Origin of the sequence: Arsenicibacter rosenii (genome assembly GCF_001870735.1) — a bacterium.
In the GTDB taxonomy this organism is placed as follows: Bacteria; Bacteroidota; Bacteroidia; order Cytophagales; family Spirosomataceae; genus Arsenicibacter; species Arsenicibacter rosenii.
The window spans coordinates 62,509-85,629 of sequence record NZ_MORL01000017.1; the positions used below are offsets into that span (position 1 = coordinate 62,509).

Annotated in this window: 21 protein-coding genes; 15 read left to right on the forward strand and 6 right to left on the reverse strand. The window is 51.1% G+C overall.

The genetic code is table 11. From position 1 onward, the window contains the following. Positions 1 to 91 precede the first annotated feature (91 nt). The 6 genes from BLX24_RS22445 (at position 92) to rodA (ending at position 10,775) form a co-directional block, all read left to right on the forward strand. Positions 92 to 3,421, forward strand: coding sequence for a VCBS repeat-containing protein (locus tag BLX24_RS22445; protein ID WP_071505453.1), 3,330 nt, complete (start codon positions 92 to 94; stop codon positions 3,419 to 3,421). Beyond that, positions 3,418 to 4,746: a vanadium-dependent haloperoxidase gene (locus BLX24_RS22450; protein ID WP_071505454.1), complete on the forward strand. Its 1,329-nt coding sequence runs from the start codon at positions 3,418 to 3,420 to the stop codon at positions 4,744 to 4,746. Before BLX24_RS22445 ends, BLX24_RS22450 begins: the two co-directional genes overlap by 4 nt. Positions 4,747 to 4,942: 196 nt before the next feature. Then, positions 4,943 to 6,157, forward strand: a complete 1,215-nt coding sequence (locus BLX24_RS22455; protein ID WP_229201874.1) for an ROK family protein — start codon at positions 4,943 to 4,945, stop codon at positions 6,155 to 6,157. Positions 6,158 to 6,308: 151 nt separating this feature from the next. Next, positions 6,309 to 7,331, forward strand: coding sequence for an SMP-30/gluconolactonase/LRE family protein (locus BLX24_RS22460; RefSeq protein ID WP_083422120.1), 1,023 nt, complete (start codon positions 6,309 to 6,311; stop codon positions 7,329 to 7,331). 134 nt (positions 7,332 to 7,465) lie between these two features. Next, positions 7,466 to 9,442, forward strand: coding sequence for a peptidoglycan D,D-transpeptidase FtsI family protein (locus BLX24_RS22465; RefSeq protein WP_071505456.1), 1,977 nt, complete (start codon positions 7,466 to 7,468; stop codon positions 9,440 to 9,442). A gap of 52 nt (positions 9,443 to 9,494) precedes the next feature. Next, positions 9,495 to 10,775, forward strand: a complete 1,281-nt coding sequence (gene rodA, locus BLX24_RS22470; RefSeq protein WP_071505494.1) for a rod shape-determining protein RodA — start codon at positions 9,495 to 9,497, stop codon at positions 10,773 to 10,775. Positions 10,776 to 10,878: 103 nt separating this feature from the next. Here the strand turns inward: rodA and BLX24_RS22475 are convergent, their stop codons facing one another. Both BLX24_RS22475 and BLX24_RS22480 read right to left on the reverse strand, forming a co-directional pair. Next, positions 10,879 to 11,256, reverse strand: a complete 378-nt coding sequence (locus BLX24_RS22475; RefSeq protein ID WP_071505457.1) for a DUF423 domain-containing protein — start codon at positions 11,254 to 11,256, stop codon at positions 10,879 to 10,881. Positions 11,257 to 11,368: 112 nt separating this feature from the next. Next, positions 11,369 to 12,043 carry a YggS family pyridoxal phosphate-dependent enzyme gene (locus tag BLX24_RS22480; protein ID WP_071505458.1) on the reverse strand — a complete coding sequence of 225 codons (675 nt, stop codon included), beginning with the start codon at positions 12,041 to 12,043 and terminating at the stop codon, positions 11,369 to 11,371. A gap of 104 nt (positions 12,044 to 12,147) precedes the next feature. On the opposite strand from BLX24_RS22480, the gene BLX24_RS22485 reads away from it, so the two are divergent. From BLX24_RS22485 to BLX24_RS22520, 8 genes are all read left to right on the forward strand, one after another. Continuing rightward, the gene (locus BLX24_RS22485) at positions 12,148 to 13,092 is read left to right on the forward strand and encodes a DUF8428 domain-containing protein (protein ID WP_071505459.1); all 945 of its coding nucleotides are present in this window, start codon (positions 12,148 to 12,150) and stop codon (positions 13,090 to 13,092) included. A gap of 153 nt (positions 13,093 to 13,245) precedes the next feature. After that, a complete protein-coding gene (gene rpsF / locus BLX24_RS22490; protein ID WP_071505460.1) occupies positions 13,246 to 13,620 on the forward strand; it encodes a 30S ribosomal protein S6 in 375 nt (124 codons plus the stop codon). Positions 13,621 to 13,622: 2 nt separating this feature from the next. Beyond that, entirely contained in the window at positions 13,623 to 13,874 is a 252-nt protein-coding gene (gene rpsR / locus BLX24_RS22495; RefSeq protein ID WP_071505461.1) for a 30S ribosomal protein S18, read from the forward strand. A gap of 60 nt (positions 13,875 to 13,934) precedes the next feature. Next, positions 13,935 to 14,375: a 50S ribosomal protein L9 gene (rplI, locus tag BLX24_RS22500; RefSeq protein ID WP_071505462.1), complete on the forward strand. Its 441-nt coding sequence runs from the start codon at positions 13,935 to 13,937 to the stop codon at positions 14,373 to 14,375. Between the two features lie 78 nt (positions 14,376 to 14,453). Next, on the forward strand, positions 14,454 to 15,449 hold the full coding sequence (locus BLX24_RS22505; RefSeq protein WP_071505463.1) for a GSCFA domain-containing protein: 996 nt from the start codon (positions 14,454 to 14,456) through the stop codon (positions 15,447 to 15,449). Beyond that, entirely contained in the window at positions 15,436 to 16,545 is a 1,110-nt protein-coding gene (locus tag BLX24_RS22510; protein ID WP_071505464.1) for an Mrp/NBP35 family ATP-binding protein, read from the forward strand. Before BLX24_RS22505 ends, BLX24_RS22510 begins: the two co-directional genes overlap by 14 nt. An 80-nt stretch (positions 16,546 to 16,625) precedes the next feature. Continuing rightward, complete coding sequence (locus tag BLX24_RS22515) at positions 16,626 to 16,889, forward strand: NifU family protein (RefSeq protein ID WP_071505465.1); 264 nt, start codon at positions 16,626 to 16,628, stop codon at positions 16,887 to 16,889. 135 nt (positions 16,890 to 17,024) lie between these two features. Continuing rightward, complete coding sequence (locus tag BLX24_RS22520) at positions 17,025 to 18,656, forward strand: D-alanine--D-alanine ligase family protein (protein WP_071505466.1); 1,632 nt, start codon at positions 17,025 to 17,027, stop codon at positions 18,654 to 18,656. Between the two features lie 78 nt (positions 18,657 to 18,734). On the opposite strand, the gene BLX24_RS22525 is transcribed toward BLX24_RS22520, so the two are convergent. The 4 genes from BLX24_RS22525 to BLX24_RS22540 are packed head-to-tail and all read right to left on the reverse strand — an operon-like array spanning position 18,735 to position 21,102. Then, on the reverse strand, positions 18,735 to 18,941 hold the full coding sequence (locus BLX24_RS22525; protein WP_071505467.1) for a helix-turn-helix domain-containing protein: 207 nt from the start codon (positions 18,939 to 18,941) through the stop codon (positions 18,735 to 18,737). Between the two features lie 4 nt (positions 18,942 to 18,945). Next, the gene (locus BLX24_RS22530; RefSeq protein WP_071505468.1) at positions 18,946 to 19,680 is read right to left on the reverse strand and encodes a DUF2975 domain-containing protein; all 735 of its coding nucleotides are present in this window, start codon (positions 19,678 to 19,680) and stop codon (positions 18,946 to 18,948) included. Between the two features lie 46 nt (positions 19,681 to 19,726). Continuing rightward, the gene (locus BLX24_RS22535) at positions 19,727 to 20,374 is read right to left on the reverse strand and encodes a DUF2975 domain-containing protein (protein ID WP_071505469.1); all 648 of its coding nucleotides are present in this window, start codon (positions 20,372 to 20,374) and stop codon (positions 19,727 to 19,729) included. Positions 20,375 to 20,385: 11 nt separating this feature from the next. Next, positions 20,386 to 21,102, reverse strand: a complete 717-nt coding sequence (locus tag BLX24_RS22540; RefSeq protein ID WP_143092758.1) for a DUF2975 domain-containing protein — start codon at positions 21,100 to 21,102, stop codon at positions 20,386 to 20,388. A gap of 207 nt (positions 21,103 to 21,309) precedes the next feature. Between BLX24_RS22540 and BLX24_RS22545 the strand changes: the two genes are divergently transcribed. After that, positions 21,310 to 23,067: a phospho-sugar mutase gene (locus BLX24_RS22545; protein ID WP_071505471.1), complete on the forward strand. Its 1,758-nt coding sequence runs from the start codon at positions 21,310 to 21,312 to the stop codon at positions 23,065 to 23,067. Positions 23,068 to 23,121 lie beyond the last annotated feature (54 nt).

The window sequence follows — 23,121 nt, forward strand, 5'->3', positions numbered from 1 at the left end:
GCCTCTTCATCTGAAAAGGACAAGGACCTCCCCGTGAGGGCCTTGTCCTTTTTTTGTATCTTTATCGACTTATCAAGTCAATTCAGGAAGCATGTCTCCGCGTTGCTACTCTACGAACCTGCGTCGGTTGCTGACGCGGACTGTTTTTTTGCTGGTTTTCTCCCCGACATTTGCCCAGCCGCTTTTCAAACGTCTCCCTCCTGAACAAACCCGCGTTCGCTTTGTCAATACCATCGACGAGACGGAAAGCCTGAACGTGCTGGCCTACGAATACTTTTTCAACGGCGGTGGTGTGGCCGCCGGCGACCTGAACAACGATGGCCTTACTGACCTGTTTTTTACCGCCAACATGAAACCCAATCAGCTGTTCCTGAATACCGGAAAGCTGACTTTTAAAGACATTACGAAAGAAGCGGCCCCGCAACTCGGCGGCCGGCCCGGCGGCTGGAAAACGGGCGTTAGCCTGGCCGATGTCAACGGCGATGGCTGGCTGGATATTTACGTGTGTTACTCCGGCAAAACCGATGAAGCCAGACGCCGTAATCAGTTGTTTATCAATCAGGGCGGGGCGCCCGGCAGTACGCCCCGCTTTGTGGAGAAGGCACAGGCATATGGCCTTGATGATCCGGGCTATAGCACACAGGCAGTCTTCTTCGACTATGACCGGGACGGCGACCTGGACATGTTCCTGCTCAATCACAACGTTAAAAAATACGATAACCTTGAGCTGGCTAAACTACATCTTGAAACAGACCCGCTGGCCGGCAACAAACTGTTCCGGAACGATAATAACCGCTTTACCGATGTCTCGAAACAGGCCGGTATTCACCAGTACCCGCTGACGTTTGGCCTGGGCGTTGCGGTGGCCGATGTCAACGGCGACGGCTGGACAGACCTCTACGTCACCAACGACTACAACGAGCCCGATTACCTCTACATCAACCAGCGTAACGGTACGTTCCGCGACGAAACCGCGCAGTGGTTCCGCCACCTGCCCCAGTTTTCGATGGGGGTCGACATTGCCGATTACAACAACGACGGCTTACCGGATATCATGTCGCTCGATATGTTGCCGGAAGATAACCGGCGGCAGAAGCTGCTGCAACTCCAGGAAAATTATGAATCGTTTGAGCTGATGCAGCAACAGGGCCTTCAGCGGCAGTACATGCGTAACATGCTCCAGCTGAATAACGGCAACGGTACGTTCAGTGAGATTGCGCAGGCCGCCGGGGTGTCGAACACCGACTGGAGCTGGGCGCCGTTGCTGGCCGATTTCGACAACGACGGTTATAAAGACCTGTTTATCACCAACGGCTACCTCCGCGATTATACCAACAAGGACTTTCTGCGCTATTGGGGCGATTACAAAATCAAACAGGCCATTAACCGCGAGCCGGTTCAGCTGATGGACCTGGTCAAAGCCATGCCATCGACCAAGGTGCCGAACTACATCTTCCGGAATAACCACGATCTGACGTTTAAAAACAAACAGAAGGAGTGGGGCATTGATATTCCGTCGATTTCGGGCGGGGCAGCCTACGCCGACCTGGATAATGACGGAGACCTTGAACTGATTGTGAATAACATCAACGAGCCCGCCTACATTTACCGGAACATGGCCCGTGAGCAAACGGCTAACGGGTATATCCAGATCCGGCTTAAGGCAACGAATCCCAAAAACCGGGGCATCGGGGCACGGGTAACCGTGTATGCGGGCGGGCAGCAGCAATATCAGGAACTGAGTCCGGTACGGGGGTATCTGTCCACTCAGACGCCGGTGCTGCACTTCGGCCTGGGTACTGCCACACAGGTTGATTCGATCCGGATCGTCTGGCCTGACCAGACTACACAAGTAGTGCGCGCAGTCGGCGTAAACCGGCTGCTGGATGTTGACCAGGCAGCCGATGCCGGCCAATGGACAACACCGTCAGCCGGTACGGTAAAACCCGTTTTTAGTCGGGCGAGACCCATCCTGAACTACATGCACGAAGGCTATGCCGAAAATGATTTCAAGCGGCAGCCGCTGATGTTGTGGATGTATTCGCACACAGGACCGGTACTGGCCAAAGGGGATGTGAACAAAGACGGCCTGCCAGACCTGTTTATCAGCGGCGACCAGAAGAAGCCGGGCATGGTACTGGTCCAGCAGCCCAATGGCACCTTTCTGCCGATTCCGGATCTGGCCATTGGCGACGAGTCTGTCTCAACGGTGGCGGCGGCGGTTTTCTTTGATGCTAACGGCGACGGTTTCGATGATCTGTATGTGGCAAAAGGCGGCTATTCGCTGTTTGAAGCAGGCTCAGCCTCCTTGCAGGATGAACTGTTCCTGAACGATGGCAAGGGGCGTTTGGTGCCGGTGCCGGGTGCGCTGCCGAACCTCACGGGCAGTAGTAAATCCTGTGTCCGGCCGTCGGATTATGACAACGACGGCGATATGGACCTGTTTGTCGGCGGGCGGGTAATTCCCGGACGGTATCCGGAAACACCGCAGTCATATCTGCTGCGGAACAATGGCAAAGGCCAGTTTCAGCTTGTCGACGGGCCATATGCCAACATCGGGATGGTGACCGATGCACGGTGGGCCGACATGAACGGCGATGGCCGGCATGACCTGATCGTTTGCGGAGAGTTCATGGCCGTACGGGTGTTGCTGAACACAACCACCGGCTTCGCCGATCAGACCACGCAGTATTTTACATCCGACGATAAAGGGTTCTGGCAGTCAATTGCCATTGCCGATGTGAATAAAGACAATAAGCCCGACATCATTGCCGGCAACCTCGGCATCAATTCGCAGCTGCGGTTTTCGCAGAACGAACCGGCCGAACTGGTTTATGCCGACTTCGATAACAACGGGTCGATTGATCCCTTCTTTTGTTTCTACGTGCAGGGCACCATGTACCCGTTTGTGAGCCGTGACGAGCTGAACGATCAGATTTACGCCATGCGCAAGCGGTTCGGCTTTTACAAGGATTACGCCGATGCGACCATCGACCGCATTCTGACTGCCGAAGAACTGGGCCGGGCAAAAAAACTAAGCGTTTCGGAACCGCAGACGGTTTGCTACCTGAGTAATGCCGGAGCCACGTTCGAAAAGCGGGTGCTGCCGGTACAGGCCCAGTTTTCGCCGGTTACGAACCTGCTGGTTCAGGATATGGATCAGGATGGTAATCCGGATATACTGCTGCTTGGCAACAAATCAGACAACCGCCTGAAAATCGGCAGTATGGATGCCAGTTACGGGTGCCTGCTTCGGGGCAACGGCAACGGTGAATTTACATATACGGCGCAGACAGCCTCCGGTCTGACGGTTGTCGGGGATGTTAAATCGGTGCTGGAACTGGAGGTAAACCGGCAGAAAATGCTGGTGATCGGCGCTGCTTACCTGCCGTTACAGATCTATAAATTAACTCAGCCATGAGGCGTTACCTGATTATTTGTTTGCTGTCCTGGAGTGGGGTAGCCTTCAGTGCTCCCAAACCGGCGATGCAGAAACACCTGCAGCCAACGGTTTTTGCACTGACGATGGTGATGATTCACGATGTTGTCAATCCACCTGCCGCCAGCCGTTTTTACAGCTATTGTTTGTTGGGGAGCCATGCGATTGTAGCGAAAAAAGACCCTGCCGTTGTGGCCCCTGAGCGCTTGATCCGGCAACTGCCCGATCTGGTGGCCCAGGTACCGGCCTCGTGTAATCATCAGATGGCCGCCCTGTACTGTATGCTCGAAACGGGCCGTATGATGCTGCCTTCGGGGAGTATGCTGGAGGCTGATATACAGAAACTGACGGCTAACCTGCGTAAGGAAGGGTATAGCCTTGCCGAAACCGAAGCCGCAAGGCAGGCCGGGCAGCAGGTTGCCAAAGCCGTAGCCGCCTACGCCGCCGACGACAATTATCAGAAGCTGAGTTCCCGCCTGCGCTACCGGCCGACTAAAAAAGACGGCTACTGGTACCCGACTCCCCCCGGCTACATTGAGGCCATCGAGCCGCACTGGCGCATTATCCGCCCGATGCTCATTGATAGTTGCAGTCAGTTTAAACCCGAACCACCGGTGCCGTTTGATGCGGAAACTACCAGTCCGTTTGGTAAACTGGTACAGGAGGTCTATCAGACAGGTCGCAACCTGACCCCCGAACAACGGTTAATTGCCTCGTACTGGGACTGTAATCCGTTTGCGATCAATACGGCAGGGCATATGTCCATCGGGTTTAAAAAAATCAGCCCGGGCGGTCACTGGATCAACATTACCAGTCAGGTAGCAGCGCAGGCAAAAGTACCGTTTGAACAGGCGGTGTACATGCATTCGCTGGTGGCGATGACGCTGCGGGATAGTTTCATCAGCTGCTGGGACGAAAAGTTCCGGAGCAACCGGATCCGGCCCGAAACGGTCATTAACCGCCTGATCGACGTACGCTGGCAACCGTTATTACAGACGCCGCCTTTCCCCGAATATACAAGCGGCCACAGCGTGATTTCGAGCGCTGTCGCCGAAGTGCTGACCTACTGTTTAGGGGATTCATTCCGGTTTACGGACACAACCGAAGAAATTTTTGAGTTACCTGCCCGCTCGTTTACCTCATTCCGGCAGGCAGCAGAGGAAGCGTCGGTTTCACGCCTGTATGGTGGCATTCACTTTCGGGATGCGATCGAAAACGGGCAGAAACAGGGCCGTGCAATAGGCCGGTATATCATTTATAGAGTAAAGAACGCCGGCGGCGGCCCTTTATTAAGTACACGGAAATGAATTCGCTGTATATGAGCACGGTATGATAAGTGTCATAGAGGGATTTATTCTGATGCAGAGATAAAATAGTATTAAATTAGGCTGATGGATCACCAAAATAGTTGGTACTTTTGTTGAGACTGACTATCCTGAACAAATTAAAGGCGGGTTCGCCAAAGCAGAGGATGCCTGAACAAGCCCTGCTTACGAGGTTAACATGATGCAAGACAACGCGGTTTTTTCGGTCATTGATGCGAAAAAGAATAAGCTAAAACGAAATATCATCAACGAGCTATACCGGTCGGGTCCACGGACTTTATCGCAACTGGCTACGATTTTACACACCAGTATTCCTTCCGTAACGGCTCTGGTTGAGGAGCTTAACATCGGACAGTGGACACATGGGGTAGGAACCGGTGCCGCTCAGTTTGGCCGCAAACCGTCGTTATTTGCGCTTGATCCTTCCCGTTATGTTACGGTTGTGGCCGACATTAACCGCCACGACGTTAAGCTGATTATTTTTAACCTGGCCAATCAGGTGATCTATCGCCTTGATGTCGATCTGCATCTCGATGACTCCGAGACGTTTCTGTCTATTCTGCGGGAGCCGCTTGAGCAGATCGTCCGCGAAGCAGAAGTCCGGAACCTGCATGTAATCGGCGTGGGCGTGGCACTCCCTGGTTTAATTGATCCGGCGCGTGGCCTCAACTATACCTATCCGCACCTCAACCGGCCCAACCACTCGCTGACCGATTTGTTGCAGGAGCTGTTCAACGCACCCACTTATCTCCTGAATGATACGAAAGCCACGATTCTCGGCGAACACCGGTTTGGGCTGGCTAAAGGCAAAAACCACGTCCTGTCGATCAACATTGACTGGGGAATCGGGCTGGCGGCTATCCTGAACGGGGAGCTGCTTCAGGGGGCTTCGGGCTTTGCCGGTGAGCTCGGACATATTCAGATTCAGGAGAGCGGTCAGCTATGCTATTGCGGAAAAGTTGGCTGCCTGGATACCATGGCCTCTGCCTATGCCCTGATTCAACGGGTAAAAGCCGGTTTGCTGGAAGGACGCGTCTCCAAACTCGCCGAAGAAGACTTTGAGAAAATTGATGTCGAAATGGTGATTGATCAGGCCAATGCCGGTGATGCTTTTGCGATTGATATGCTCACCGAGATCGGTAGTGAGCTGGGGCGCGGGCTATCGATAGCCGTCCACCTGTTCAACCCCGAACGCATTATCATCAACGGCGTGCTCGCCAAAGCCGATAAACTCATCCGCCGGCCAATTGAACAGGCCATTGACAAATACTGCCTGGCCGACTACCGTAACAATCTGTCTATTGAAATTTCTCAACTGGGCGAAATGGCTAAACTGGCCGGTGCTCATGCGTTTGTGATGCAGAGCCTGCTCGATCAGGAACAGATTCCCTAACCGGCCTTCGTGCGTTTTTTCCGGAAGGGTTTAATAGTGAAATCCACGTCAACCCCGGCAATGTAGTTGGTAAAGGCGGCAGGAATAATCATAAATTCTGATGTCGGCAAACCGGATTCTTTGTAAGTTGGCCTAAAATTTCCTGAACCTCATGATAACCCGTTTTCTGCCCCTGTTTACTGCGCTGAGCCTGGCGTTGCCTGGCGCCTCTGTGTATGCCCAAACGGCTCATTTCCCGACGATTGGTAAAGTAACCCGCTATGACGCACGGCTCGATAAGCTGATTGGTAAGGATGCGTCGGTTGAGGTGCTGGCGTCCGGTTTTGTGTGGTCAGAAGGACCGGTTTGGGTGAAAGACGGCAGTTTTCTGCTCTTTTCAGATGTGCCTCGGAATACCATTTACAAATGGACTGAAAAGGAGGGCCTGACGCCCTTTATGAAGCCGTCGGGTTATACCGGTGTAGCGCCTTACGGTGATGAGCCTGGCTCAAACGGCCTGACGATTGATGCCAAAGGCAGGCTCATCTCCTGTGAACACGGTGACCGGCGCGTGGCGGCTTTACCGCTGACCGGACAGGGCGGTAAGCGGACACTGGCCGATAACTTTCAGGGGAAGCGGTTCAACAGCCCGAACGATGTGGTGGCTCATTCGAACGGCAGCTATTACTTTACCGATCCGCCATACGGCATGCCGCTGAAAGAAAACGACCCGACCCGCGAAACCCCGCTTTTCGGCGTCTACCGCATTGCGCCGTCGGGTGAGGTCTCCTTACTGGTCAATGACCTGACGCGGCCTAACGGCATTGCCCTGTCGCCTGATGAAAAAACGCTGTATGTGGCTCAGTCGGACGTGAACCGGCCGGTAATTATGGCCTATCCGGTTAAGGCAGATGGCAGTATCGGGGCCGGTAACGTGTTCTATGACATGAAGGCGCTGGAGAAGTATGGCCTGAAAGGAGCGCCCGACGGCCTGAAGACGGATAAAGAGGGTAATATCTGGACATCGGGGCCACGGGGCGTATTTATTATTGCTCCGGACGGGACCTTGCTGGGCCACATTGATATCGGCGAAAATACGGCCAACTGCGGCTGGGGCGACGATGGATCAACGCTTTATATCACGGCCGATATGTATTTGTGCCGTATCCGGACCACGGCACGAGGTGTATTTTAAGGAAAAAATACGCTGATTCCGATGTCGGCACTTCCATTAAAAAGATTTATAATTTTTCTAAAGACAGATAACAAAGGGCTACATCCGAATTACTAACTTTGTAAGGGTTGAATATGTGTTGACCGGACTTGTCCATGTTTGAGAATAGAAGATATATCGTCATTGGCGCTTTCTGCCTGGTCGGATTGATATATATAGCGCGCCTGTTTTACATACAGGTGTTAGATGACAGTTACTCGCTGGGGTCGTCGAAAAACTCGGTAAAACGGGTGATCGAGATTCCGTACCGGGGCCAGATTTATGATCGGAACGGGAAGCTTATTGTATACAATACACCCGTTTATGATCTCTACGTGACTCCCAAGCAGATGAAGGTGCCGGATACGCTGGCCTTCTGCCGGATGATGAACATTACACGGCAGGAGTTCGACAGTCTGATTAATCTGGCGGTTACCTATTCGCCGTTTAAGCCTTCCCTGTTTTTACGCCAGCTTTCCAAAGAAGATTTTGCCCGTATTCAGGATGCCCTGGTAGACTACCGTGGCTTTGAGCCGCGCATGAGTTCGATGCGTACCTATCCTGCCCATACGCTGGCGAATGCACTCGGATATGTGAGTGAAATCAGCAAAAAGCAACTCGAAGAACAGGCAACATTCTACTACCGGCAGGGTGATTATGTTGGCCATAACGGCCTGGAAGAGCAGTATGAAGAGGTGCTTCGTGGTAAACGCGGGGTCCGGTTTGTGATGCAGAACGTGCGGGGGGTCGTAAAGGGCTCTTACAAGAACGGTGAATTCGATACCATTGCGGTAGCCGGACAGAACCTGTATACCGGCATTGACCTGGATGTGCAGCAGTATGCTGATAGCCTGATGGCCAATAAAGTGGGCAGCGTAATCGCCATAGAGCCGGCAACGGGCGAGATTCTCGTCTCCGTATCGGCCCCGACCTATGACCCGAACCTGTTGTCGAGCCGTTTCTTCTCAAAGAACTATGTTAAGCTGCTGAAAAACCCCTACAAGCCGCTCATTAACCGGCCGATTATGGCCAGTTACCGGCCAGGTTCAACCTTTAAGCTGATTCAGGCGCTTATTGGTCAGCAACAGGGATCACTGTTTCCCAATACGGCTTACTCGCATGCCGGTTCGCCAATGCGCTGCCACTGTCACGGGGTAAGAAGTTTGAGTGGGGCTGTACAGTATTCGTGTAACCCGTATTTTTATTACGTTTTCCGGAAGATGATTTACTTCAACGGGAATTCGAATACGTTTAAAGCGTCGGCCATCGGCTTGCAGCAGTGGTATGATGCCGTGAAGCTATTTGGTATCGGGCAAAAATTAGGTATCGATTTGCCTACTGAGTTAAAAGGCAATCTGCCCAGTGTCGATTATTATGATAAAATATACAATGGTCAATACCGCTGGAAGTTCTCAAACATTTACTCCCTCAGCATTGGCGAAGGCGAGTTGCTGATCAGTCCGATTAAGCTGGCCAATGTAGCGGCTATCATTGCCAACAGGGGGTATTACATCCCGCCACACTACGCGAAAGGGATTGGGAAAGTAGGCTCAGGCATAGATGCAACGTATTACGAAAAGCGTCAGGTAAATATTGACCCGAAATATTTCGGACCCGTAATTGAAGGTATGCGGGGCGCAGTCGTACACGGAACCGTAACACCCCTGGCCAATATTGCCGACGTGGAGCTTTGCGGAAAAACCGGTACATCGCAGAACGCGAAAATGGGCCACAAATATGACCACTCCATTTTCATTGGCTTTGCGCCGGTTAACAACCCTAAAATTGCCATTGCCGTTTTCGTAGAGAACGCCGGTTGGGGGGGTAAGGCGGCCGCTTCGGTGGCGGCGCTGGTAGTTGAACGGTACCTGAAACGCAAGACGGAAGCCCTCAAACTGGATGAGTCGGTGAAGGCTCAGAACTACATGCTGAATGTAGGGGTGATTGGCGGTAAGCCCGGCCTGAAGAAAAAAGTAGATAGCCTGCGCAAAGATACAACGCGTAAATCAGCGGTGAAAAAGCCGCTGATGACCAACGCAGCACCTGCAAAACCGGTAAGCCGGACAGCAACCGCTGGTGTAAACGGAAATTAATAAAATACGGCAGACAGGTTTGGCCTGTCTGCCACCTACCTGGTATATTCTCATGGCTCGTAATGATCCTTTTGCCCGTAATATAGACTGGCTGACGCTGGCATTATACATCGCCTGCGTATTAATGGGCTGGTTCAACGTATATGCTGCCGTATATAGCCCGGAAATGAAAACCAGCATATTTGACATGTCAACAGATGCCGGTAAGCAGCTGATGTGGATCGGCACCAGCGTGATCCTAATTATTTGCGTTCTGGTTATTGACCACCGGTTTTATGATCAGTTTGCCTACATATTCTACGGCTTCATGATCTTCATGCTGCTATTGGTTATGGTGGCTGGCTCAAACATCAACGGCTCTCATTCGTGGTTCAAAATAGGCTCCTTTTCCTTACAGCCTGCCGAATTTGCCAAGCTGGCTACCAGTCTGGCACTGGCCCGCTATCTCGATGTTCCCGGGGTGAATCTCACCAAGCAGAAAGATCAGCTGTATGTAGCGGGGATCATTGGCTTACCGGCAGTCTTAATCCTGCTGTCGAATGAAACCGGCTCGACGCTGGTGTTTGCGGCCTTTATTATTATGCTGTATCGGGAAGGCTTGCCGGCCATTTACCCGATTGCCGGCATTACCCTGACGACCTTATTTGTATTAGCACTGATTTTCCCGTTATTCTATATCTTCATCGGTATTCTGGTATTAGCGGTTGTGGCCATATTCTTACTGCCACGGTATAACCGGAACGTACGGAGTATTGCCGGAATCGGGCTGATCGGACTGGCTATGGTGGGTATCGTGGCCGGGGTCGATTTTTTCGTAAATGACGTTTTGCAGACCCACCAGCAAAATCGCATTAAAGTACTTGTTAACCCGAATATTGATCCGTTGGGTGTAGGCTGGAACGTAACGCAGGCCAAAATCGCCATTGGCTCCGGTCGTTTTGAGGGTAAAGGTTTTCTGGAAGGAACCCAGACAAAATTCGACTTTGTACCGGCACAGAGTACAGACTTTATTTTCTGTACCATTGGCGAAGAACACGGCTTTATGGGGAGTGCAATTGTTGTACTCCTGTTTGTCGGCCTGTTGAGCCGGTTGATCATTTTAGCGGAGAAACAGCGTAGCCGGTTTGCCCGGATATATGGCTATTGCGTGGCCGGAATTTTCTTCTTTCACTTTATGGTCAATATCGGGATGACCATCGGACTGATGCCGGTAATCGGGATTCCGTTACCGTTTTTCAGCTATGGTGGTTCATCGCTCTGGTCATTTACCCTGCTGCTCTTCATCTTCCTCAAACTCGACTCCCGCCGGACCAGCATGCTGTCGAGGAATTAAAGAGCGAAAGAGATAAAGAGCGGCCGCCGCGCGGTGAAAGAGCGGGATAATGGGTAAACGGCTATTTCGCACCGTGCTGTTCACTCTTTATCTCTTTCACTCTTTATAAAAACGCCCACAGCATCAGTGCCCAGCCGATGATCATAAACACACCGCCAATGGGCGTGATGGCACCCAGCCACGTGATGCCGGTAAAACACAGGATATACAGTGATCCGGAAAAAATCAGGACACCGGCCAGAAATGAATAGCCCGACCAGCCAAGCAGCCGGACAATGGTAGCGTTGCCGCCAAATTGCTGCATCAGGATCCCGATCCCGATCAGCGCCAGCGCATGATAAAACTGGTATTTAACGGCGGTTTCGAAGGTCGCCGTGCGGTTAGTGGCTTCGAGCATACCCCGCAGCGCGTGCGCTCCGAAAGCGCCAATCGCTACACCCAGTAAACCCAATGCGGCCCCCGCCTGAATAAATAGCTTCATAAACAATGAATAATGTATAATTAGAAATGTACGATGTGTAATGGGAAATGAATAATGTACGATGAACCGTTCCGGCAGGCATAAGCCCATTGTTCATAGTAACCATTATCCGTTAAGTATAGCTTCTGTTGCCGAAAATGGCGCTGCCAACCCGTACGAGCGTGCTGCCTTCTTCGGCGGCAATCAGGTAATCGCCGCTCATGCCCATAGAAAGCTCAGCGAACGCCACGTTATCGCTCCGGAACTGACCAAGCTGATCAAATAACTGTTTCAGGCCACGGAACTCTTTCCGGATCTGAATTTCGTCGTCTGTGTTGGTTGCCATACCCATCAGGCCGACAAGCCGGATGTTCGTTAGTGGCTGCACATCGGCCGAATGCAGAAGATCCCGGGCCTCTTCGGCCGAGAGACCAAACTTGGTTTCTTCTTCTGCAATATGAATCTGGAGCAGACAGTCGATCACACGGTTATGTTTAGCCGCCTGCTTATTGATTTCCTGAAGCAGCTTCAGGCTATCAACCGAGTGAATAAGCGACACAAAGGGTGCAATGTACTTGACCTTGTTTGACTGAAGATGGCCGATCAGGTGCCATTGAATATCCTGAGGCAGCTGCGGGTACTTATCGGTCATCTCCTGTACTTTGTTTTCACCGAAAATGCGGCTCCCCGCATCATAGGCTTCCTGCAGCATAGCGACCGGTTTTGTCTTAGTTACTGCTACTAACCGAACGGTTTGCGGAAACCGTTCCAGCGCTGCCTCTATCTGGTGTATATTATCTGCAATCATCCGGATTCTTGACCATTTTCTAAAAATTACACAAAGATAGGTTTGAGAAGTGATTCCAAATTGGTAGTTTTTCACCCTGATTACACAAACTAACCCATTTTTCTATGGAATCACGGCAACCCCGACGCGACAACAGCCGTAATTATCTGATTGCTGCGTTGCTTATTTTAGCCGCCCTAAATGTGCTGGTACTGTATTTTTACTATCAGGAACGCGAAACCAATAAGACTAAAGATGCGACCATTAACGCCAAAACAGAGGAGTTACTGGCCACACGTGCTAAATTAGATTCGATCTCCACCCAGTTAGATGCTAAAATCAGTGAAATTCAGCGGTTAGGCGGTAACATCGACTCCCTGCTGCAAATTAAGGCTGAACTGGAGAAGGATAAACGTAGCCTGCGTAATGTCAATAATTTTGATACACGTAAGTACGATCAGAAAATCAAGTCGTACGAGGCGCTGCTGGTGCAGAAAGATCAGGAAATAGCCCGCCTGAAAGAAGAAAACGGCATCCTGACTCAGCAAAATCAGACGCTTACCGAAGAAAATACCGGTCTGAAAAACGAAAAACAGGTGTTAAGCGATTCGATTACGACCTATTCGGTTAAGAATAAAGAGCTTGAGGAAAAGGTAACGGTGGCTTCCGCGCTCAGGGCAGAGAACATTGTGGTCAATGCCCTCAACTCACGGGGTAAGGAACGCGACGGCGGCAGCTACAAGGCCAAACGGATCGATAAGGTGAAAGTGTCTTTTCAGCTTGCACCAAACGGTTTGGCTAAGCACAACGACAAGGAAATTTACATGCGTATTCTTGACCCGGCCGGGGCGGTCATTGCTGATATGGCCACGGGATCAGGCGAGTTTATGTACGGAGGCAAAGGCATGATTTATACATCGGCACAAACTGTTCAGTTTGACAATACCCGTCAGACCGTAAACTTTATTTATGGCCGGGGCGGACAGCAACGCTTCAACGAAGGCCGGCATGTAATTGAAATTTACAGCGAAGGCTTCAAAATCGGCGAAGGCGAGTTCACCGTCAAGTAGAGACGCAATATGTTGCGTCTCATTAGGCGTAAGCCGGTACCGTATTATCGGGTATAGCATTTATGAAATTCTGACAGAGATAGAGACGCAACATCTTGCGTCTCTACTTTTTTTGTGCTAATTTTGCACCCTCATTTTAAGCGATTTAAGGAAATGTTTAAAAAGAATTACGAAACGGTGTTCATCCTGACTCCCGTTTTATCTGAATCACAGATAAAGGACACCGTTGATAAGTTCCGCAAAGTGCTGACCGATAACGGGGCGGAGCTGGTTCACGAAGAGAACATGGGCCTGCGGAAACTGGCCTATCCAATCCAGCACAAAAATTCCGGTTATTACCAACTGTTTGAGTTCAAAGCTCCTGGTACGATCGTTGAAAGCCTGAACACAGAATATCTGCGCGATGAGCGTATTCTGCGTCACCTGGTTATTGCACTTGACAAGCACGCTGTTGATTACAACGAGCGTAAGCGGAATGGCTTAGTGGGTAAGAAGAAATCAGTTGAAACCACAGAGGAGGGCAAATAATCATGAGCTTGCAGAACGAATCAGTTGCAAAAAACGAAAACCGGAAAAAATACTGCCGTTTTAAAAAATCCGGTATCAAGTATATCGACTACAAAGACGCTAACTTCCTGCTGAAGTTGCTGAACGAGCAAGGTAAAATCCTGCCTCGGCGTATTACAGGCACAAGCCTGAAATACCAGCGGAAAGTGGCTCAGGCCGTAAAACGTGCCCGCCATATTGCTATCCTGCCTTATGTTGGGGACTCTTTAAAATAAGTGATAGTGTGGCAGACACACTGCTGCTCTGACCACATACCACTAACAGTTTAAGACACAATGGAAATCATTCTCAAAACTGATATCGCCGGCCTGGGTTATAAAAACGACGTTGTAGACGTAAAACCAGGTTACGGCCGTAACTATCTCATCCCGCAAGGGTATGCGATCATGGCGACTCCTTCTAACAAGAAGATGATCGCTGAAAACATCCGTCAGGCTGCGCACAAAGCCGAGAAAATCAAGAACGATGCCCTGGCAATCGCTCAGAACATCGGTGACCTGATCCTGACAATCCCTGCCAAAGCAGGTGAAAGCGGTAAAATCTTCGGTCGTGTAACCAACACACAGATCGCTGATGCCCTTCGTGAAAAAGGCTTCGACATCGACCGTAAGAAAATCGCTATCGAAGACGTGAAAAATATCGGTACGTACGAAGCGACGATCGATCTTCACAAAGAAGTTAAGCACAAAGTAAAGGTTGATGTTATAAGCGAATAAGCTGAAACGCAGCTCGTTACCGAGTGAAAGTTTGTAGCAGAAACGGACCTATTCGGTCCGTTTTTTTGTTTTATACGTATGCAATTCCATACTGAACTGACACCCGAAAAACTGCCCGAATCACTCCGGCTCACCGACCGGATTGTGACCATGGGCTCCTGTTTCGCCGATGTAATGGGCCGGCAGCTGGCTGATCATAAACTGACGGTGCTGGCTAACCCCTTCGGGACTGTATTTAATGCCGTCTCGATCGGTAAACTCCTGACAATGGCTATTGACGGCGGTATGCCCGACGAAGCGTTGTATGCGGAACGGGACGGCAGCTGGTTTCATTATGACTTTCACTCGTCATGTTGGGGAAGTAGCCGGGAGGAGTTGCGCACCAAACTGACCGGCCTGCTGGACACGACCCGGCAGGCACTGCTCCGGGCCGACTGGCTAATGATTACCCTCGGGACTGCCATGGTTTACCGGCATACCGGGACGGAGACGGTCGTTGCCAACTGTCATAAAATGCCGGCATCCCTGTTCGAAAAGTACCTCTACGCACAGGATCATCTCCGCGACGAACTACAGCAGGTAGTCCGGAAATTGCGCCGAACGAATCCGAACCTCCGGGTGTTGTTAACCGTAAGTCCGGTCCGGCACACGCGGGATACCTTGCCGGTTAATCAGGTAAGTAAGTCGATGCTCCGGCTGATTTGTCATGAGCTGACTGTTTGGGAAAAAGCCGTGTATTACTTCCCGGCGTATGAAATTATGGTCGATGATCTCCGCGATTACCGGTTCTACGAGGCTGATCTGATTCATCCGAACGGGCAGGCACAGGAATACATCTTTGAAAAATTTGTTCAGAGCGCGTTTGATACCGAACTTCGCACTTTCGTAACGGAGTGGGATAGTATCCGCAAATCGTTGGCACACCGGCCACTACATGGGCCAACGAAAGCACATCAGGCGTTTCTTCAGCAATTACTGACAAAACTCGAACGCTTACAGGATCGCATTGATGTAACGGATGAACTGGCCCTGGTACGCAGTGGTCTAACTGATTATAAGCATGTCTACGTATAAATTAACCAAAGAGTCGGTATTGGCGGCTCTGAGTCATGTAGAGGAGCCGGATCTGAAAAAAGATCTGGTGTCGCTCGGCATGATTAAAGATATTGAACTGGGGATCGATCAGGTCTTCTTCACGGTAGTGCTGACAACGCCTGCCTGCCCGCTTAAGGAACTGATCCGTAAACGGTGTGAAGATGCCATTCACACACATATCGGTCCTGCCATTCAGGTGAAGGTAAATCTGACGGCCGATGTAACGTCGACACGCTATAATGCACCGGTTTTGCCGGGCGTGAAAAACATCATTGCCATTGCATCGGGTAAAGGCGGGGTCGGCAAATCAACGGTAACGGCAAACCTCGCGGTGGCCCTGCATAAGTCAGGGGCGAAGGTAGGGATTATCGATGCCGATATTTCAGGCCCTTCGATGCCGGTGATGTTCGGGGCGGAAGATATTCAGCCCGGCGTGAGTCAGGTTGATGGCAAGAATATGCTGCATCCGGTACAGCAGTTCGGCGTCAAGATTATGTCAATCGGTTTTCTGACCCCGCCCGACAGCGCAATTGTATGGCGCGGGCCGATGGCGAGTCAGGCATTACGCCAGTTTTTTGCTGATACCAACTGGGGCGAACTGGATTACCTGCTGATTGACCTGCCGCCGGGTACAAGTGATATTCACCTGACGCTGGTACAGACTGTGCCGGTAACGGGTGCTGTGATTGTAACGACGCCGCAGAAAGTAGCCCTGGCGGATGCTGTAAAAGGGCTGGCCATGTTCCGGCAACCGCAAATTAATGTGCCGGTGCTGGGTGTGATCGAAAATATGGCCTGGTTTACACCGGCCGAACTCCCTGACCACAAATACCCGATTTTCGGCAAAGGCGGAGGCCAGGCCCTGGCCGATAAGTTTTCGGTGCCGCTGCTGGCGCAGGTGCCGCTGGTGCAGAGCGTACGTGAAGCCGGTGACGAAGGAAAACCGGCGGTAATCGGTAACGACAATCCGGCAACCGAAGCGTTTAAGGCTGCGGCCGAAGCCCTGGCACAGCAGGTGGCAATTCGTAATGCCACCCAGGATCAGACCAAACGGGTAGAAATCGTTCGCGGGTAGTAGCCGGCGGCGTATATTCGTTGCTTAACTTGCGCTTTCTGACGAATTAATAGTAAATTTACCGACAAATAAGACAATTCATGCAAACGGCGGTAGGACACGATTTAAAAGATAGAGTAGAACGTGCATTAGACAGTATCCGGCCTTACCTGAAGGCAGATGGCGGTAATGTACGGGTTGTGGATATTTCGGAAACCAACGTTGTGCGGCTGGAGCTGGAAGGCTCTTGCGGAAGCTGTCCGATGTCGGCCATGACCTTTAAGGGCGGTCTCGAAGAAGCCGTGCTGAAAGCTGTACCTGAAATCACGAAAGTAGAAGCCATCAATATTACGCCGGTTGCGTAGGGCTATGCGATTAATATTTTACCGGAACGTATGTTTCCGGAAGGCCGTCTGTCTTAAAACAGGCGGCTTTTTCGTTTCTTTGCATGACGACACGTCACTAATACGCTCAATCACCCAATCACTCAGCAACTAATTGTGAGAGTAGGAATTTTCTTCGGAGGGCCGTCGCGTGAGCGCGAGGTATCATTTATGGGAGGCCGTACGGCTTACCACTATTTAGACAAATCGTTGTTCGAACCCGTTCTGATTTTTGTGAGCGGTTGGGGCCGGTTCTATCACGTTTCGCCTGAGTTTCTGGAACATGGTGCTATCCGTGACGCCCTGCCGAAAGACGGTGGTTTCTCGGTTTATGATGAATCACTGGAAGAAGACGAATTTGACGAAGGGGAGTCAATCGAACCGGACTGGTTTGAAGACTACTTTGATATTGCGTTTCTGGCCATGCATGGTCCTGACTGCGAGGATGGTGCTATCCAGGGGCTGTTCGAATGGTTCAAGATACCGTATACCGGTCCCGGCCTGATCGGCTCGGCCATCGGGATCAATAAAATCCTGCAAAATCACCTGATTGCACTGGTAAACGGACAGGAGAAAAAGACCGCCGTAGTAAACCGGACGGATTGGGAGCAGGCCGATAAAGCCGCTTATTTCGATTCGCTGGTAGAGCACCTGGGCTTGCCGGTGGTGGTAAAGGCCCCGCACCAGGGCTCGTCGATCGGGGTAGCCATTGTGCGGGAAAAGAATCTGGATAAGTTTATCAAATCGGTGGATCAATGCTTTTTCAAACAAGTCGTTGAACCGGCCGACTGGACGGCGTTGAGCGGAGATGAAAAGGCGGCCTTTGCGCAGCAGGTGGCACAACTGGACCAGGGTATCGGCTATCCGGTGGTCCTGGAAAAAACGGGCGAATACCTGATGGGGCCTGTGCAGCTCATTGCCTGCCTGGATCAGCTGACGGCGGAGTCGGCGGACAGCATCGTGCTGAGCTCGCTGAACGCCGAAGATGAGGTTCTGTTCGAGGAGTTTATCAGCGGCCAGGAGTTTTCATGCGGGGTGATTCAGGACGATACCGGAACCGCCATTGCCTTGCCGCCAACGGAAGTATACAACGTCGAAAGCTTCGATTTTGCGTCGAAATACCTGTCGAACGTGACAAAAAAGCGGATTCCGGTCGATACTACGCTCGAAAACAACCGCAAAATCCAGCAGGCAGTCAGCACGGTGTTCTCAAAACTGGGTATTAACGTGTATTCACGCATCGACGGCTTTCTGACGGCCGACGGGCGCGTGCTGCTGCACGATCCGAATACCATTCCGGGTATGTCGCCGGCCTCGCTGATTTTCAAACAGATGGCTGAGGTGGGCATGAACCTGACCAACTCGTTGACGTACCTGATCCGGCAGTCGTTGCGGGAGCGCATCCGGACCGGTAAAGACACGTTCCGCCTGAAAACGATGCTGGCCGAACTGGACAGACAACTAGCTGCCCGCAAAGCCAGTCCGTTACCGGTACAGGAGGTGAGCTTCGGGGGCAGTGACGAAGCCTATGCCGACGCTAAAGCCACTTATAACCGGTTGGCCGCCGAAGGGCAGGTGCGGCCGGAGCTGGTATACGAAGCCGCCGATGGCAGCAAAACAACGCTGGCTGTCTGGGCGCTGTTTAAAGACACGGTCGCCGATCTGGAGCAGGCACTGGCGCAGCCGCGGCATCCGTTGCTGACAGAAACCGCCGACCGGCTCCGGCATATTACGGAGCAATACGTTTAATTCTTGTAGTACAGCATTCTATTTGCGCAGAAGCGACAAGGCCATGCCTTGTCGCTTCTGTTTTGGCGTTCAAATAACTTATTCCCGCTGGTATTCCAGCAGGTCGCCGGGCTGGCAGTCGAGGGCTTCGCAGAGGGCTTCGAGGGTTTCGAAGCGGATGGCCCGTGCCTTGCCGGTTTTCAGAATGGATAAGTTTGCCATCGTAATGCCGACTTTCTCCGACAGCTCGGTCAGGGACATTTTCCGACGGGCCATCATCACATCTACGTTCACAACAATCGGCATATTCCTAAATCGTTAAGTCTTTTTCCTGTTGCAGCTGCGTTCCGAACCGGAAGGCCTGCGCAAAGACGAGCAAAGTTAACCCTGCCCACAGCCACATCCAGTTATCCGGCCACAAAAAAGGTTGTTGCCAGTCCTCGTGGAAGCCTTTAGCCGCCAGATAACGCCAGGCGGCCGCATGACTCAGATTCATAATGAGATTGTACGCAAAAAAATAACCCGTGATGATCCAGCCCACCGTTTGACATCGTTTCCAGATCGGGTGGCTAAAGTAGATTTCATAGGTAAGTGCCCGGAACATGTTTCGCAGCAGATAGTTTGCCCAAAGCAGACTGCCGATATAGAGCAACAATCGCAGGTATCCAAGGATGATAAGGGCAGCCGGAATGGTTCGGAAATCCTGCCAGGAGCCAATCGTAAACGTTAACAGATAGGGCGCAACGTTATTCTCTGCCAGCTTAATGTCTACGGGCGGGTTGACGGATAGGGTATCTTTCCGCGGATGATCCGGTAATGTATGAGGGCGGGAAAGGTGCCCTGCAACCGGGAACGTAAGGGCCGTACGGAGCCCCCCGCTCCTGGTTGTTTTATGTCCGGCATTGCCGCCGGTTCGGGCTTCATACCAATGCGCCACGCCGACTATCAGCGGAAGACAGAGTGCCAGGCAGTAGATGGTAATTTGTCCGAAAAAGAGGGTGTCAAATATGCGGTAAATCCAGCGGATCAGTGGTGTTGATTTCATAGGGGGGGGCTTTTTAAAACTTCCGGGAAGTTGAAGGAGGGAGTCATCAAATCGTTAGTTCATTTTCCTGTTTCAGCTCCACACCCTGCCGGAATACTTCGGCAAGGGCAATAATCAGCAGGCCTGTCAGCCAGTTGCCGACTACATTATAACTAGCAGGGCTACTGTAACCGATGTTGTTTTGTCGTAGCAAGCCAACAATAAATGGCTTTATGAACCACCAGGGCAACTTACTAATGACCTCGCTTAAAATCAGGCACACGCCAATCCAGCGGATACGCCGAACATTGGCGTGTTGAAAAACTGAGTCAGTTCCTATCGTATCTATCACCTTTTTTAAACACCAGAGTAGGTAAAGAAAGATAAGGCCCTGAAAGGCATAAGGAATATAAATAGCTGCATAGACCCAGCTGTCTTTTCTAAATGCATTAGCATCGTCATACGCAAACGAAAGAGATAAACTTGCTGGATTTATATGAATAAGCCGCCCTCCTTCACGAAGTGTAGTGCGGTCATTTGGGTTGGCAACTGCCAATGCCGGGTTAATCGAAAAAAAGTGGTACTTCCCAATCAGGCAATCTTTAGCTTCCTGAATCAGAACAGCGCAGAACAGCAGCAGGCTTGCCCAGAAGAGAAGGGTAACGCCGGTTTTCAGGATGCGGAGTGATACAATATAGGAATAATTGGTTGACATAGTTTTCAAGGTTAAATAGTTAATTCATGCTCTTGCTGTAACTGTTTGCCATAGGTAAAAACCCGTTCGAGGGCAAGTATGCTGATTCCGCAAATCACAGGTAATAGCCCATCTGGTAGTTGGGTACTTATTGCAAAGACTGATTTGACAAGAAAACCATGCTGTTCCAGATAACGGATTGCTAATTGGTTCTGTATGGCTACTATACCCATTTCTAAGAGACCGTACCACACAAGGCCTTTTCCCACATGACGAATGTATCTTGTTTGATGCTCCCCGAATAGTTTGTCATAATGTAAATCACGGAACAGACGTCTCAAAAAATACACAATCCACAGCAAAAGAAGCATTGATAGGGTATGTAGGGCAATCGTTAACCACATAGGACCAGGTAAAGCTATCAGACCCTCGACAGACGTTACCTGGAACGTTAACAAGTACCCGGATTGCCCTGACCCTTGCGTTAAAAATGTATGTGGAGTGGCTTGTAGAGTGTATTGCCACTTAGTTGGTGTATCCCAGTCAGCACGTTGTTTGGCTGGTGTAATCTCGGTATGCAGATGTGTTCCCAATGTCACTGATAAATGGTTGGGGTGTTCTGTCGTAGCTGAGTAAACCCAGGCATACCAGATCGCTACAGGAAAAATCGCGATAAGCAAAAGCTGAATGTAAAATAAGGCGTTGAAGGTCCTGAACGCCCAGTGTACGAAAGACGGTGATTTCATCATGGCGGTTAAGTCATCGTTAATTCCCTGCAAATCTGAATTCTTTTTTTATAAGAGTCAATATATTTTTATTGATAAACAATAAATATTTTATGATAATCAATCAGGTGATCCGGCTGTTTACTGACAGGACTTGCCAACATGAAGGAGAATTGTAATTTTGGCAGCACCATTTTATCTGAACTCTCGCAATTCAATATAAAAACCCAAATGACAACATCGTTTGACGCAACAACCCAACAGGAAATAGACCGCTGGCTCAACGGTAATTATGACGCTGACACCAAAGCTGCCATTCAGAAAATGCTGGATGAAGGCCAGAACACCGAACTGACCGACTCGTTCTACCGCACTCTGGAGTTCGGTACGGGCGGGCTACGGGGTATCATCGGCGTCGGCTCGAACCGGATCAACAAATACACCGTTGGCGCGGCTACCCAGGGCCTGGCTAACTACCTGAACCAGACCTTCCCGAACGAAGAAATTAAAGTGGCCATTGCCCACGACAGCCGCCGGATGTCGCCGGAATTTGCCCGCATCACCGCCGATGTCTTCTCGGCAAACGGCATTACCGTATACCTGTTCAAAGCCCTGCGCCCGACACCGGAGCTTTCGTTTGCGATCCGTCATCTGGGTTGCCACAGTGGTGTTGTGATCACAGCCTCGCACAATCCGCCGGAATACAACGGTTATAAGGCGTATTGGGTGGATGGTTCACAGGTGGTGGCCCCGCACGACAAAAACATCGTGGCGGAGGTGAATAACATTCAGTCGGTCGACGACATTAAGTTTGATGGCGTTGAGGAGCGTATCCACCTGATTGCCGAAGAGGTTGATGGTGAGTACGTGGCCCGGATCAAAACCAATGCGGTGAATCCGGATGTGATTGCGCGTCAGAAAGACCTGAGTATTGTCTTTACACCGATTCACGGGACGGGCATCACACAGGTGCCGCCGGTGCTGAATGCATTGGGTTTCAATAACGTACACATCCTCGAAGCCCAGGCAACGCCGGACGGCAACTTCCCGACGGTAGCATCGCCCAACCCGGAAGAAAAGGCCGCTATGCAGCTGGCACTTGACAAGGCACAGGAGCTGAACGCCGATCTGGTGATGGCTACTGACCCGGACGCCGACCGCGTAGGAGCAGGAGCGCGTAACCACCACGGCGAATTTGAACTGCTGAACGGTAACCAGATGGCTAGCCTGATCATTTTCTACCTGTTGCGGGCCTGGAAAGATGCCGGTAAACTACAGGGGAAAGAGTTTGTGGCGAAGACCATCGTAACCACCGACCTCATCGACAAAATCTGCGAGCGCTACGGCGTAAAATGCTACAACACCCTGACTGGCTTTAAATACATTGCCCAGGTAATCCGCGAGCTTGAAGGCAAAGAGCAGTTTATTGGTGGCGGCGAAGAAAGCTACGGCTATCTGATCGGTGATTTCGTGCGCGATAAGGACGCTATTGCGTCCTGCGCGATGATTGCCGAGCTGACGGCCTACGCCAAAGACAACGGCCTGAGCCTGTTTGACCTGTTGATGGAAATGTATCAGGAAAACGGCTTTTACTACGAAGGACTCGTTTCGCTGACCAAAAAAGGCAAAACCGGGGCCGAAGAAATTCAGCAGATGATGGCTGATTTCCGGGCCAACCCGCCGAAGTCAATCGCCGGTTCGGACGTTATCCGGATGGACGATTACAAGGCACTCACCCGCACCAATGTGCAGACCGGCGATGTGGAAGCAATCGAATCGGGTAAACTCGGCATTGAGTCGTCTAACGTATTGCAGTTCTTCACGGCCGATGGCAGCAAAATTTCTGCCCGCCCCTCGGGTACAGAGCCGAAGATTAAGTTCTACGTCAGCGTGGTGGAACCGCTGAACCGGAAAGAAGATTTTGACTCGGTATATGCACAACTGAAAGCAAAAGTACAGGGGATTGTGGAGGATATGAATCTGAAATAAGCTTCTTTGACCGGTATTTGTAGTGGTGGCACGACTCAAAGTCGTGCCACCACT